The organism is Serratia sp. PAMC26656, from assembly GCF_016469055.2.
Lineage (GTDB): Bacteria > Pseudomonadota > Gammaproteobacteria > Enterobacterales > Enterobacteriaceae > Serratia > Serratia plymuthica.
Window position 1 is genome coordinate 325,821 of sequence record NZ_CP150486.1, and the last position, 13,358, is coordinate 339,178.

Annotated in this window: 13 protein-coding genes and 5 pseudogenes; 13 read left to right on the forward strand and 5 right to left on the reverse strand. The window is 54.4% G+C overall.

Annotation, left to right across the window (positions count from 1 at the left end; translation table 11 throughout):
* The first annotated feature begins 251 nt into the window (after window positions 1-251).
* The 10 genes from JEM67_RS02035 to JEM67_RS02080 all read left to right on the forward strand — a co-directional run bounded on the left by JEM67_RS02035 (window position 252) and on the right by JEM67_RS02080 (window position 8,759).
* Window positions 252-392 carry a hypothetical protein gene (locus JEM67_RS02035; RefSeq protein WP_199638791.1) on the forward strand — a complete coding sequence of 47 codons (141 nt, stop codon included), beginning with the start codon at window positions 252-254 and terminating at the stop codon, window positions 390-392.
* A 497-nt stretch (window positions 393-889) separates the two neighbouring features.
* Complete coding sequence (locus JEM67_RS02040) at window positions 890-1,219, forward strand: RAQPRD family integrative conjugative element protein (protein ID WP_199638792.1); 330 nt, start codon at window positions 890-892, stop codon at window positions 1,217-1,219.
* Complete coding sequence (locus JEM67_RS02045) at window positions 1,219-1,461, forward strand: TIGR03758 family integrating conjugative element protein (RefSeq protein WP_199638794.1); 243 nt, start codon at window positions 1,219-1,221, stop codon at window positions 1,459-1,461. The genes JEM67_RS02040 and JEM67_RS02045 overlap by 1 nt, the downstream gene beginning before the upstream one ends.
* A 54-nt stretch (window positions 1,462-1,515) precedes the next feature.
* Entirely contained in the window at window positions 1,516-1,881 is a 366-nt protein-coding gene (locus JEM67_RS02050) for a TIGR03745 family integrating conjugative element membrane protein (RefSeq protein ID WP_199638796.1), read from the forward strand.
* A gap of 11 nt (window positions 1,882-1,892) precedes the next feature.
* Window positions 1,893-2,258: a TIGR03750 family conjugal transfer protein gene (locus tag JEM67_RS02055; RefSeq protein WP_197665628.1), complete on the forward strand. Its 366-nt coding sequence runs from the start codon at window positions 1,893-1,895 to the stop codon at window positions 2,256-2,258.
* The gene (locus JEM67_RS02060) at window positions 2,255-2,926 is read left to right on the forward strand and encodes a PFL_4703 family integrating conjugative element protein (RefSeq protein WP_199638798.1); all 672 of its coding nucleotides are present in this window, start codon (window positions 2,255-2,257) and stop codon (window positions 2,924-2,926) included. Before JEM67_RS02055 ends, JEM67_RS02060 begins: the two co-directional genes overlap by 4 nt.
* Complete coding sequence (locus tag JEM67_RS02065; RefSeq protein WP_199638800.1) at window positions 2,923-3,834, forward strand: TIGR03749 family integrating conjugative element protein; 912 nt, start codon at window positions 2,923-2,925, stop codon at window positions 3,832-3,834. The genes JEM67_RS02060 and JEM67_RS02065 overlap by 4 nt, the downstream gene beginning before the upstream one ends.
* Window positions 3,827-5,329 (forward strand): TIGR03752 family integrating conjugative element protein, encoded by a 1,503-nt coding sequence (locus tag JEM67_RS02070; protein ID WP_199638802.1) that lies wholly within the window; start codon window positions 3,827-3,829, stop codon window positions 5,327-5,329. The genes JEM67_RS02065 and JEM67_RS02070 overlap by 8 nt, the downstream gene beginning before the upstream one ends.
* A gap of 146 nt (window positions 5,330-5,475) precedes the next feature.
* Window positions 5,476-5,901 (forward strand): TIGR03751 family conjugal transfer lipoprotein, encoded by a 426-nt coding sequence (locus tag JEM67_RS02075; protein WP_199638804.1) that lies wholly within the window; start codon window positions 5,476-5,478, stop codon window positions 5,899-5,901.
* Complete coding sequence (locus tag JEM67_RS02080) at window positions 5,901-8,759, forward strand: conjugative transfer ATPase (protein WP_199638806.1); 2,859 nt, start codon at window positions 5,901-5,903, stop codon at window positions 8,757-8,759. Before JEM67_RS02075 ends, JEM67_RS02080 begins: the two co-directional genes overlap by 1 nt.
* 260 nt (window positions 8,760-9,019) lie before the next feature.
* Here JEM67_RS02080 and JEM67_RS02085 read toward each other — a convergent pair.
* Window positions 9,020-9,583: pseudogene (locus JEM67_RS02085) on the reverse strand (DUF4236 domain-containing protein); the annotation flags it as partial.
* Between the two features lie 437 nt (window positions 9,584-10,020).
* On the opposite strand from JEM67_RS02085, the gene JEM67_RS02090 reads away from it, so the two are divergent.
* Window positions 10,021-11,061, forward strand: coding sequence for a CAP-Gly protein (locus JEM67_RS02090; protein ID WP_199638808.1), 1,041 nt, complete (start codon window positions 10,021-10,023; stop codon window positions 11,059-11,061).
* Between the two features lie 119 nt (window positions 11,062-11,180).
* On the opposite strand, the pseudogene JEM67_RS02095 reads toward JEM67_RS02090, so the two are convergent.
* The 3 genes and pseudogenes from JEM67_RS02095 to JEM67_RS02105 all read right to left on the reverse strand — a co-directional run.
* A pseudogene (locus JEM67_RS02095) lies at window positions 11,181-11,366 on the reverse strand (hypothetical protein); the annotation flags it as partial.
* A 117-nt stretch (window positions 11,367-11,483) separates the two neighbouring features.
* Entirely contained in the window at window positions 11,484-11,897 is a 414-nt protein-coding gene (locus JEM67_RS02100) for a MarR family winged helix-turn-helix transcriptional regulator (protein ID WP_199638810.1), read from the reverse strand.
* On the reverse strand, window positions 11,894-12,310 hold the full coding sequence (locus JEM67_RS02105) for an SRPBCC family protein (protein ID WP_199638812.1): 417 nt from the start codon (window positions 12,308-12,310) through the stop codon (window positions 11,894-11,896). Before JEM67_RS02105 ends, JEM67_RS02100 begins: the two co-directional genes overlap by 4 nt.
* A 146-nt stretch (window positions 12,311-12,456) precedes the next feature.
* Between JEM67_RS02105 and JEM67_RS02110 the strand changes: the two are divergent.
* Together JEM67_RS02110 and JEM67_RS02115 are read left to right on the forward strand one after the other, a co-directional pair.
* A pseudogene (locus tag JEM67_RS02110) lies at window positions 12,457-12,650 on the forward strand (integrase core domain-containing protein); the annotation flags it as partial.
* A 21-nt stretch (window positions 12,651-12,671) separates the two neighbouring features.
* Window positions 12,672-12,794: pseudogene (locus JEM67_RS02115) on the forward strand (DUF4400 domain-containing protein); the annotation flags it as partial.
* Between the two features lie 57 nt (window positions 12,795-12,851).
* On the opposite strand, the pseudogene JEM67_RS02120 reads toward JEM67_RS02115, so the two are convergent.
* Window positions 12,852-13,097 (reverse strand): annotated as a pseudogene (locus JEM67_RS02120) (phosphoadenosine phosphosulfate reductase family protein); the annotation flags it as partial.
* Window positions 13,098-13,358: the final 261 nt, after the last annotated feature.

A 13,358-nucleotide genomic window follows, 5' to 3' on the forward strand; every position in this document is an offset into this window, starting at 1 on the left:
GCAGTATCAGACGAAAGGGGGCTTCAGAGGGCTGAACGTGAGGGAGCGTTCCCTCCCTTGCCGGTGGAGTGGTGGTTGGCATTGAAGAGCACTTATCCTGTTTTGTATGAATAGTAGGGTATCAAGTGATTGATTCATTTGTTGTCACGGAAGTTTCGGGAATTCTGGCACGAGCCTCTTGATAACTTTTACTGAATTGCATATATCTAGTCTGAGGGCTTTCCTCATTAAACATTTGAAGGAATATTGTCATGGGTCTTAAACCTGGTCCGAAACCAATTGCTGATTCAACAGGGAAACCTGATCAACGCCGCCGTGATAATAAAGATACGCCGGGAAACACACCAGCATTAAAGCCTAGTAAATCTACAGGTAAAGAAAAAGGGAAGTAATAGTTAGACAATAAATAGTTTACTTGAGTTAAATTAATTGAAAATAGTTCTCACTCTCTGTACCACCAGTATTAAACTGGTGGTACTTTCGACTTAACTAGAAAGTACTTACTCTGCTATTAGGGGCTAAACAAGCCGGGTATCTAAGTCCATTGTTATATCCTCAAAGTGAGTTAATGTCCCTGTGGGTAAAGAAAGAGGATCCTACAACACAGGCTTAATTCATATTCTCTTTCCAATAAAAAATGGGTTTTGTTCCTTTTTAAGCATGTAGCCCCGCATCTTGTTATATAGTGCTTTCGCCAGTCAGTCTTTATTGATACTCGCACTGTCGGTAATTACTGGCTGACAGGCAGCCAGGCTCTTGCATACGGTCAGGCTGCATCTTCCTTCCCCGGTTTAAAAATTATCAAAATTCCATAAAGAGTTAACCACTGACCTCCCGCCACATCTATCGCACCCTGACAGCACCCTAAATCGTTAAGGAGTGCTTGTGTATGCCTATCCCTGTTATTCGTGGTCTCGGCGTAGGTTGTTTGCTGGGGCTGACTCTGCTGACTGCACTGCCTGCCCAGGCTGCTGAAAAAGATGAGTTGGCGTCTGCCCAGCGCATGCTGATTCAGGTACAGGCAGCGTTTGAACGTGCGCGTGTTGCCGCCGTTCGGGCTGACCCGTCGGAGCGCGGTCGTTTCTTCTTCGACTATGCCCGCGCTACCGCCGATCTCAAGACCATCAATGCCGGCATTGACCGCTATCTGGAACCTTCGCGCGCGCAACCGCGTGATGGCAGCGCTGTGGCCGGCAATTACCGTCGGGAGCGTCCCTGATGGCCATGACTGGTGCACAGGAACAAGCCTTCAAAGCGGCGAGTGGCGGTGTTGAAGCCAACATCCTGTCGCTGATCTGCATCGGCGGGTTGCTGGCGACGCTGTTTGTCTGGGCGGCCTGGGCGCTGACCGATATCTGGAAAGGGTGGAGCAACGAAAAGATCCGCAACGCGGCGATGGTGCAGTTTGCCGTCAGGCTCGTGCTGCTGCTGGTCGTTGTCACCTGGATGTTCGCCAGCTGAAACACTGGACGGCTTTACATGTTGTTAATTTCACTCTGCAAAAAGGAATGTTTTATGAATGCTGTAGTTCGTCTTTTCCGTCATTTCTCTGTGCGTATCGCGGTGGTGACTTCTCTGGCTTATGCCGCCAGTCAACCCGCACGGGCTGCTCTGCCAAGCGTTGAGCCACCGTCTTCCGGTGGCGGTGGTGGACTGATGGGTACGCTGAAAGGTTATCTGCAGGACGGCATTGTGCTGGTCGGTCTGGTGCTGGCTGCAGTGGCATTTATCGTGGTGGCCCAGTCAGCGGTTTCTACATTTCATGAGGTCCGTGAAGGGAAAACCAACTGGGGTAAATTCGGCGCCATTATCGTGGTCGGTATCGTGTTGGTCGTGGCGGTTATCTGGCTGGTCGGCAAGTCCGCTGAAATCCTGTTCTAAGGTCGTTCGCTATGCAGACTATCCGATTTTTGCCTGATCGCCTTAACGCTGAGCCTGTCGTTTTCCGGGGCTTTACCACCCCGGAGATGGGACTGGCGGCGCTGGCCGGTGTGGGACTGGGTCTGCTCGTGTCGCTGCCGTTTCTTCCCCTTGCCGGCTGGGTCGTGATACCCACCGGTATGCTGGTGACCCCTCTCCTCGTTATCTGGTTTGGTGGCAGCCGGTTGACGCGCCTCAAGCGCGGTAAACCGGAGAATTATATCTGGCAGCGCCTCGAGGCGCGTAAACGTCGCATGGGGTGGGGTGATCCCACCCTGATTATCGACAAACAGGGCTGGTCGTTGCGCCGTAGCCGCGTTGTTAAGAGGTCCATATGAGCCGTTTCAGACATGCGGTAAAAAACCGTGACCAGCACATTCTCACATTACGCGTTGCCTGCGGCGTGCTGGTCGTTTTCCTTCTGGTGGCCAGTATTGGCTGGATGCGGGCACCGGACAACCTGACTATCCATAATCCGCCGGACTTGCGCAGCGGCTCTACCCGCGCCTGGTGGGAGGTTCCGCCATCAACAGTCTACAGCTTCGGCTTTTATATCTTTCAGCAACTCAATGCCTGGCCAAAAAACGGTGAGGTGGATTACCCGGCCAAAATCAATGGCCTGTCGCCGTACCTGACGCCATCGTGTGAGCGCTTTCTGAAGACGGATGCCAAAAAGCGCAGCGAAAGCGGAGAGCTTGCAGGCAGGACGCGCGTGGTGTTTGAAATCCCCGAACATGGCTACAACGGTCGTTATAACCAGAGCCCGGTGACGATAAAAGGCCGTGATAACTGGGTGGTGCGCCTTGATTTGGTGGCGGACGAGTCTTTCGCCGGTGAACCGGTGAAGCGTGCTTTGACACGCTACCCCCTGAAAGTAGTTCGTGCAGAAGGGGATCCGGAGCGTAATGAATTTGGTCTGGCCCTGGATTGTTACGACAGCGTGCCACAGCGTCTGGCTGCGGCGCCAGCGGAACCCGCGCCTGAGAAGAAAGGAGTATTCCAATGATGAAAGCACGTGTTCTGGCGCTTTCCCTGAGTGTGCTTCCCCTGGCGGCAACGTTCACGGTACCGGTTTCCCAGGCGGAGGAACTGATGAAATGGGAGCGTATCCCGTTACAAATCCCGCTGGCCGTCGGCAAGGAGCGGGTGCTGTTTGCCGATAAAAATGTGCGCGTCGGCTTCCCGCCGGCACTGAACGGCAAGCTGCGGGTGCAAAGCAGTGGCGGTGCGGTTTACCTGAAAGCTGATGCTGCATTCCCGCCAACGCGTCTGCAGCTGCAGGACGTAGAGAACGGGGAGGTTATTCTCCTCGATGTTACTGCATCCGATAAAGGTTCCGCCGAGCCGGTGCGCATTGTCTATCGCGGTGACGTGACATCGGTCAGTAGCAGCAATGATACCCCGGCCTCGTCAGTTGGGAACAGTTCGGCAGTGCCTGGAGCGGAGGATGGCACTCAGGCGAAGCGTAAAAAAATCAGATACAACGCGCCGCTGCCGGTGGTGCTGACACGCTACGCTGCACAGAGCCTGTACGGTCCGGTGCGCACGGTTGAAGCGGTGCCGGGCATTCACCCGGTCAACCCGCACCTGCCGAAACGCATCACCACACTATACCCGTCAGAACCGGTGACCATCACGCCGCTGGGTGGTTGGGGCATTGGCGAGCGTAACGTGGTGGCGCTGAAGGTGCAGAACACGGCCAGCCGCAAAATCATGCTCGATCCACGGGCACTGCAGGGGCAGTTTGTGACGGCCACCTTCCAGCACCGTTATCTCGGTCCTGTGGGGACCCCGGAAGACACCACCACGCTGTACCTGGTCACCGCCGGTCGCCCGGACGGGGCGTTTGTCGCGGAGCCGTCGGTGGTTCGCAAAGCGGTGAAGGCAGCGAAGAAGAGGGCAAACCATGGCTGATGTGAAATCTAACATGCTGCCGAAAGTGATAGTGTTCGGTGTGCTGGCCGCCGCGATCCTCGTTGGGCTTAAAGCCTGCCGCGGTGGTAAAACGCAGGAGGAGACTCAACAGGCGCATAACGTTCTGGCCAGCATGTCGCCGGAGGAACTGCGGGCGTTGGGCGTGGAGGGGGATACCCCGGAGGACACGCTGCGTACCCTGGTGGGCACCCTGCGAACCACCCGGGCCCAGCAGGCTGAGTTGCAAAACAACATCGACAAGGTGTTGAAAGAAAACGAAGCGCTGCGCAAGCGTAATACCAATGTCTCCAGTCAGGTCAACGAAGCCGTGGCCGGCTTTCAAAGGCAGGCCGAGCTGCGTCAGCAGCAGCTTCAGCAGGAGCAGCAAACGCTGATGGGGAAAATCCAGACGCTGACCGATCAATTGGCCGGGAACAAAGACAAGGCGAAGAGCGACAGTGATATCCCACTCGGTCTGGGCCTGGATGGCATGGGCGCCGGAGAAGGTGGCGCAGCTCCCGGTCAGGACGGGTTGATGTGGGTGGGACCGAAGGACATGAAAGAACCCGATCCGCGCAATCCGAACAGCGCCAAAGACGGCCCGCAGTTCCCGACGTCGTTCCTCTCTGATAACGCCATCACGCGCCAGAAAGCCGCCTATGAGCAGCAGGTAAAAGGCCGCACCAATGAAAAAAGGGCGGAGGAGAATGCCGAGCCGGTGTTTACCTTGCCTGAGAACTCCACTCTGGTGGGCAGTCGTGCCATGACGGCGCTGCTGGGGCGTGTCCCGATCAACGGCACAGTGACTGACCCTTACCCGTTCAAACTGATGATTGGCAAAGACAACCTGACAGCGAACGGCATCGAGCTGCCGGACGTGGAAGGGGCGATTGTCTCCGGGACGGCCAGCGGCGACTGGACATTGTCGTGCGTGCGTGGCCAGGTCAACAGCATTACCTTTGTGTTTGCGGACGGTACGGTGCGTACCCTGCCAAAACCCAACACCAACATGAATGCCAACGGCAGCAACAATAATGCCGGCGGTAATGCGAAGGACGTCAGTACCACCGCCGGTATTGGCTGGATCTCCGATGACAACGGTATTCCGTGCATCGGTGGGGAGCGTAAATCTAATGCCTCGACCTATCTGCCGACCATTGCCGCGTTGTCGGCCGCCAGCGCCGCCGGTGAGGGGATCAGCCAGGGGCAATACACCACGCAAAACAATGTCAATGGTATCAGCGCCACCATGACCGGTAATGCCGGCCAGGCGGTGCTGGGCAAGGCGCTGTCCGGCGGAATGAAAGAGGCCGCCGATTGGGTGCGTGAGCGCTACGGCATGATGTTCGACGCCGTCTACGTCCCTCCGGGCCAGAAACTGGCCGTGCACATTACTCGCCAACTGGCGATCGACTTTGAGACCAAAGGGCGCAAGGTACGTTACGACGGCTTTAGCCTGCCTGGCGAAAACGGTAGCAACGGCGGGCTGGATTAACGCGTCATTCAGAGGTGAAAAGGCATGCTGTGGCTCTGGCGTCAATGCGAAAGGATGAGTCGCCCACAGAGTTGGGCATTGGTCTTGCTGTCCAGCAGCGCGTTTTGGTTGGGTGTGCTGCTTATGCTTATAAGAGAATCATAATCATGCGGAAAAACTTATTTAACCGAGTCCTGGCTACCGCTGTCATCGTCAGCGTCATGGCATTGGCCGGCTGCTCGACGTCGAAAGAGGAAATGCTGCCACCGGGCGACAGCTCGATGCTGGAGTTGTGGCAGGGTGAAGATGGCGGCGGTTCGGCACGTAATGCGGTGGCGGCCCGCGACAGTCTGCGCCGGCCGCTCACCGACAGCGAACGCCAGGCGACAGCGGCGGATGATCGCAGTTACAGCCGCACGCAGGAAAGCGAAATCAGCCAGCAGTTCCCGCGACTGCCGAATCCCGACATGGTGATGTATGTCTTTCCGCATCTGGCGGACGGTAACACGCCGGTGCCGGGGTACAGCACCGTGTTCCCGTTCTACAGCCAGGTGCAGTATGCGATGCCGGGTGAACGGACGGAGGCTTACTGATGCGATTTTCCCTGTTTGATAAAAAACGCCTGACGCGCGAGAAGCCGACGGTACCGGCGACGGGTGTCCAGGACACATTGACTGCGAGCGAGGATGGCGTGCCGCTGTCCGTAGACGGGCGTGAGCCATTACGGCGCCCAGGCAAGATGACGGTAAAGGATGAGCAGCTGGTGTACCACGCTAATCCGTCCATCGTTGATTACCTGCCCTGGGCGGAGTTTCTCGACCGTGAGCAGTGTATCCTGCTCGATGATGGCGTATCCGTCGGGGCTGTTTTTGACATCACGCCGGTGGCTACTGAAGGGCGGACGGACGATCGTCTGGAGCAGATGCGCGATACGGTGGAGGATGCACTGCAGGACTCCTTTGATGAACATGACGACAACCCTTGGGTAGTGCAGTTTTTCTGCCAGGACGAGAACAACGTCGAGGCGTATATCGACAGGCTGCGACATTATGTCAAACCCCATGCCCAGGGCAGCGCGTTCACCGAAGACTGGCTGAAGGAAACCGAACGTCATATGCGCGGTATCGCCCGTCCGGAAGGCTTGTTCAAAGACACGTTGATAACAGACCAGCCGTGGCGCGGGCAACAGCGACGGACCCGCATGGTGGTGTATCGCTGGATTGGCAAGAGCAATCATGATCCGATGCCACCGATTGCCATGCTCAATCAGACCTGTGAGCGGGTGACCGGGGCGCTCGCCGGCGCAGGCGTTGCCTGCGTGCGCCAGAACGGGGCTCAGGTCCATGACTGGTTGCTGCGTCATTTTAACCCTAACCCGGAGTGGGTGGATAAAGCGACGCTGTACCGCGACGCCGCCTATTTTGACAGTCGTGACACGCCGGAAGGTGTCATGCCGGTGCAGAATGATTTTGCCGAGACCCTGTTGTTCACCCCGCCCGTATCCGATCCGGATCAGGGGGTATGGTGGTTCGATAACCAGGCGCATTGCGCCATTCCCGTCGAGAAGCTGCGCCGCCCGCCGGAGCCGGGCACCATCACCGGTGAAATGAAACGCGGCGAGAAGAAAATCAATGCGCTGATGGACCTGTTCCCGGAGGGAACGATGCTGTGCATGACCATCGTGGTGCAGCCCCAGGACACGTTGGAAAACGACTTTAACCGGCTTGCCAAAAACGCCGTCGGCGAAAATACCGAGTCCGGCCGCGTGCGCCAGGACGTGGCACAGGTGAAAGAGTTCCTGGGCAATCGGCATAAACTGTACCGTGCCGGTATCACCTTCCTGCTGCGTGCCGGTGATCTGACCGCGCTCAATCACAAGCGTGTCGATCTGACCAACGTGTTGCTTGGCGCCGGCTTGCAACCGGTTCGCCCAGAGTTTGATGTGGCGCCGCTCAATACCTACCTGCGTGCACTGCCGATGTGTTTTAACCCGGAGACGGACAAGAAACACTGGTACACCCGGCTGACCTGGGTGCAACACCTGGCGGGGCTCTTGCCGGTGACCGGCCGCGAAATCGGGACCGGTAACCCCGGTATGAGCTTCTTCAACCGTGGCGGGGGTACGCTGACGTTTGATCCGCTTAACAGGCATGACCGCAGCCAAAATGCGCACATGCTGTATTTTGGTCCGACCGGCGCGGGGAAATCGGCGACGCTATGTGCGACCTTATCGCAACTGATGGCGATACACCGGCCGCGGTTGTTTATCGCAGAAGCGGGCAACTCGTTTGGGTTGCTGGCCGATTACTTCGAGAGCCAGGGGCTCAGTGTGAACAAGGTGAGCATCAAGCCAGGCAGTGGTGTCTCGCTGCCGCCGTTCTCCTACGCGCATAAACTGGTCGATGATGTGTTAACGACGCTGGCCCTGAATGAAAATGACCTGCCGGACATCGATGACTACGAGGATGATGACAAGCGCGATTACCTGGGAGAAATGGAAATCTCGGCGCGCATGATGATCACCGGCGGCGATGCGAAGGAAGAGCATGAACTGAAACGCGCCGACCGCGCGATGATCCGTGAGGCGTTGCTGATGGCAGCGCGGCAGACCTATGACGAAGGGCGGCAGATGTTGCCGGCAGACCTGCAGAAGGCGTTGTACACCCTCTCCAAAGACGAGGGGAGTGATATCCGTAACGTACAGCGCCGGGCCAAAGCGGCGGAAATGGCGGAGTCGCTCGGGATGTTTACCCAGGCCGGCAGTTTTGAAGCAGAGCTGTTTAACCGCGAAGGTAGCCTGTGGCCAGAGGCCGATGTCACCCTGATTGACCTGGGGCATCTGGCACGTGAGGGCTATGAGGCGCAGATGGCGCTAACGATGGTTAGCCTGACCAATACCATCAACAACATTGCCGAACGAGACCAGTACTCTGAGCGGGATATCGTGTTCGCGGTGGATGAGGCGCACATTGTGACGGTGAACCCGCTGCTGGCGCCATACATGACCAAAATCGTCAAAATGTGGCGTAAGCTCGGGGCCTGGCTGTGGCTGGCCACACAGAACCTGAAAGACTTCCCTGACATTGCCGAGAAGATGCTGAATATGGCGGAGTGGTGGGTCTGTCTGACGATGCCGCCGGAGGAGGTCAACGACATTGCCCGCTTCAAGGCGCTGACCGAGGAGCAAAAGGTGGTGTTACTGTCGGCCAGCAAGCTGTCCGGCTGCTATACCGAAGGTGTGGTGCTGTCGAAAAAGCTCGAGGCGCTGTTCCGTGCGGTTCCACCGAGCCTGTATTTGGCACTGGGGATGACCGAGAAAGAAGAGAAAGCCGAGCGTCGCGCGCTGATGCAGGAGTTTGGTTGCAGCGAGCTCGAGGCTGCCCGCAGGGTGGCGCAAAAGCTTGACCGCCTGCGCGGCCTGGCGGTGAACGCGGAGGCTCGGGCTGTATGATGACCCATCTGATGAAAGCCTGAACTGTCCTCCCGAGTTTGCTTTTACGCCGAGAGTTGCCGTGTTTACGGACTCTGAGATCCTTGACAATGACCTGCCTGGATGGCGTCAGTAACCCGATTAAAGTCGAAGATGCCCGGTATATTAAGCCCCATGACTTCCCCGTCACTGAACGGGGAGTCACGAGTATTATCAGGTCACGATATGGACGGCATTTTGAATGAGCGTCTCTACTTTCACCTCAACAGGTGTCAACAGATCCACGTCAACACCCGGTACTGGGTTTGGGGAAGTTCTGTCTCAAGTTCCGCAATACGGCGCTTGTAAAACCAACGGAACAGGCTTGATTTACGTCGAACCAATTCGCTCTTTTGTTTTGACTCTTCTGCAATTGCTTCTTGTAAATCAGCTTTTACCTCTGCTCTTTGCTCTCGTGCTTTGGCAATCAAATCTCGTAAAGGTAAAAGGGATGTGCTTGTCAGAACTTCAACAGAAGCGCTGGAAATTTCATTCATGCCGGCTTGGGGCATGTAAATTTTGGCGTTGGAAGGAATGTTATTTGGCACTACCTTAGGTATCTCGAAATGAGATTCTGTAGAGGACGGATTTAGTGAATTGGTAACTGGGCGCTTATCTTCGTAGGGCAAGTTAGGTGTTGTATACGATAAACCAGAACCAGGTAATCCTACTGTTGCTCTAATTCCTTTTTGTCCAACATTGACTGTTGCACCCGGCACACCAATGCTCGCGTTTATTCCACGCTTACCAATGTTGAGGCGTACGCCGGGGAAAAGAGTAAATGTTTGTCTTAAGCGGAGAGACATAAGGTAATCCTTGTGTGGTAATACACGCTAAAGTTCGAAGTTTTCTTTATATGAACATCAAGCCGATATATAAGCTGAATCCTTAGCTTATCCCCGTACTGGATTAAACAGTTGATTATCATTTAAATACAGCGATAAGCCTGCTTCTTCGCGAGTGATTTTCATACTCCACTAACATAATTTCCATAGAAATTATGTTGATGATAACCAAAGTTAACTTGTGGTAAGTATTGTTATAGCTCTTAATACCTATGAATAATTGCCAGAAATTTCTGCGCGCTTACCATGAAAGATGCTCCCTGCCTGAATCCCTCATTCTGACAGCGTAGGTGATGCTTGTTTCGGCTAATCGACTTTCAGTGATCCATATTTTTACTAAGATTAATCTGGGCGCGGATGAATCCCGCCTTTTCATAATTTTTTTAAAGGAGATTACAATGGAACATGTAAAAGAAACGGAACTGAACAGGCGAGTCTCGTGGGGCAGTATCATTGCAGGCGTGGTAACGGTAATGGCAGTGTCCCTGTTGCTGACCACACTTGGGTCCAGCCTGGGTTTTTCAATGCTTTCACCTTTGTCTGACGATGTAATTAACGGTGCTGGCAAGGCTGTTCTGATCTGGTCAGTTATCTCGATAGTGCTGAGTCTGGCCTGCGGCGGTTTTGTGGCCGGCAGGTTGGCGGGCGCGGATGGAACCATCCATGGATTTCTCTCATGGGCCACATCTCTGCTTGTTGCTTCCGTGCTGGGCTTCGCTGCCGCTGGCGGCATTCTGCACATGGCGGGAAGCGCCGTTGGCGCGGCAGCATCTGCCACAGGTTCTGCTGTGAGTGGACTGGGCAATGCCGCAGGAAAAGCGTCTGGCGCAACAGCAGATATCGCTCAGAATATTGCTGACAGGTTTGAACTGAACACTCAGCTCACGGCCCCGCAGGTGGACGGGCAGGTGCTGGATGCATTGCGCAAGAGCAACATTAAAGAGCTTCAGCCGGAGTTTCTGCAGTCCCAGCTTCAGGCGGCGGGGAGTGACATTGCGGATTCGGTTAAAGATTTGGCTGTCAACCTGGGCAACAGCGACGCCATTATTGATAAGCTAAGCGGTAAACTGAAGTCACGGGCGGAAGCGGTCAGCAAAGGTGTCGACAGGAATGAGGTGAAAAAGGCGCTGGCAGAAAATACCCGTCTGTCACCGGAAGAGGCGGACAGGGCTGTCGATAACTTCATTCAGGCGCGTGACAAAACCGTTCAGGAGGTAAGCGACCGTATGACTCAGCTCCAGAGTCATCTGAACGATGCGAAGGCGCAGTATGCGGAATTTAAAAAGCAGGCAAAAGAGAAAGCAGACGAAGCCGCCAGCGCGGCTGCAAAAATCGCACTGTGGTCATTTATCGCTCTTCTGGTGGGGGCTGTTGTCAGTGCGCTGGCCGGTTTGTGGGGGGTAAATACTCATCCTGCATACCGGAAAATTAGGGCCTGAAAGAAACCGGAGGGCATAATAATTACACCGGCATTCCGGTGTCCTTTTCTGATGTGTAGTTCACCTCCGGATTCAGTATAAATAAAAAGGCCTGCGGGTAAATCCGCGGGCCTTTTTATTTATACTGACCCGCCCTGAATCGCACGCATCAGTTGCTTCTGCTCCCATCCGTAAGGGGAAATAATGCTGTAGTTCCCTGTTTGTATATTTCTCTCATCAGGGCCCGCGACGATACGCGCTACCTCCTTATTCAGGCGTTCTCCTCGCCAACCATAAGCCGCCAGTCGCTTACGGATACGTGCGATGTGAAGTGGTCAACTAAAACTGGCCGCCGCTTTAGAGTTTCTCCAGTATTGATTTCCCGGGGGATTACTCCCAGAACGCCCAGCTTCTCCTGTGTAAGTCAGGTACGCTTACCTGCACTAGGTGAAAAACTTCCTGTCGAACTCTTCCACAAGCGGCATAGCCTCGATCAGCAACTCCCGACCTTTAGCTGTCAGCAGGATCCGCTTAGCTCTCGTGTCGGCGGTAGCTGCAGGCCGCTCGATCAGGCCGTTCTCTTCAAGCCGGGTCGCGATCTGCGAAATATGCATTCGGTCCAGCCCGAGAAAGTCGACGATTTCCTGTTGCGTCACTTCCTCGGCGTTACGCGTCATCCATCCGCAAACCGCCAGAACCGCGAACTGAGGTTGTGTCAGACCCAATGGGCGCAACTGGGCATTCAGCTCACGCTGCCAGCGCATGAAATCACGCCATAAGGTGAAACCCGGGCTTTTCTGCGGTCCAGAAAAGGCCGAGACCGATGTCCAATCCAGTTGCCCCTCGCTTACAGTCACTTTCCCTGTGCCTCACTGGCGCGCTTCAAGCCTGCCAGTGTCTTGGGAAGGGTCTGGGCGATCCCCTTACCAATGAGTTGGCGGAATAAAAAAGCAAGCGGCCCTGTGAAACGCACCCAATGCGTGACGGTGGTTCGATTTTCGTCGCCTTCCAATTCGTGTCCGAACTGCATACGACAAAGCGGCAGGCGGCTCTCGATGGTGAAAGACCTGTTCGGTACGACTTCAGCAACGTGGATGTTCGACTTAGGGCCTTGCCGAGGCTTCAACCACCCGGAAACGCCGAGGTGCAGTCCCGGAAGGTGTACCGCTGACACCTCGCTGTCCCATATGGGCCATGAGTGGATGTTTGTATAAAGTGCAAAGATCTTGCTTGCGTGGGCATTAATTTCGATGCTGTAAACGACGCTCATTTGTGGATTCAACTATATTGTAAATGTATTTACAATATAGTTGGAGTAAATCATAAAAGCAATAATGACCTCTGTTCCGGATGGCTGTTTTGTTGCCTAGTGGAACACCTGATCCCTTCCCAATATCGATGCCAGGTTAAATCAGTCAACCCGGCAAACCTCAGCAGAATGCTTATGTTGAGCGATACGACCGGACAGTGCATTATGACTGGCTGGGGCAGCACCTGTTTTCCTCGCTGGACGAATTGCAGGGCTATGCCACGCGGTGGCAATGGTTGAACATCCGAATATGGCATTGAATGGCTTCACGCCGATGCAGCATATTCAACGCATGACCTGATTCTACTTATCATCTCCGTTCCCCTGCATTCTCTACCTGTCCTGGCCGACAGCGGTGTACCCGAACCTGCTGATATCGCCGGCGGCCATGTTACTGGGACTGGCCATTACCGTGACCATCGCATCGTTCAAAAAGTATTTATAGTCAGCAGTCATCGATGATTAGATAGGTTGCGTGCACGGGACCATGAACCCCCACGACTTTCATTTTTTCGATATGCTGGATCGTATGTTGGTATTGCGCTTCCCAGTCTATAAAAATAACAGAAAAACGCCGGCTACGTTTTCGGGCGACTTCTGCCGTCAAATGGTAGAGAACGGTCGAATCTTTGCCCCCAGAGAATGATAGACAAATATTCTCAAAGGTATCAAAAACCCATGATAACCTTCTCTTTGCTTCAGATAAAACATCATTTTGGATGTATATTTTTGCGTATCTATTACTCATAATTCATTTACAAATAGGGTAAGCAGATAGACGTAAAAGGCAATGCAGGCCCCACCCTAGTAATAAGACCTGCATTGCAAGGTGGCAATGGATTTAATAGAGGTATAATTATCATGACACTTAACGTGTCGTATATAAATATATCGTGGCAACTGTGTTGGGTCAATAAAAAATGGTGTTTTTTTCATTGATTTTTGGGAGTGATATTAATTTATCTAATTGTGTTGCGGGTTCATCGGCAAGATATAATTTGGGTGGGCG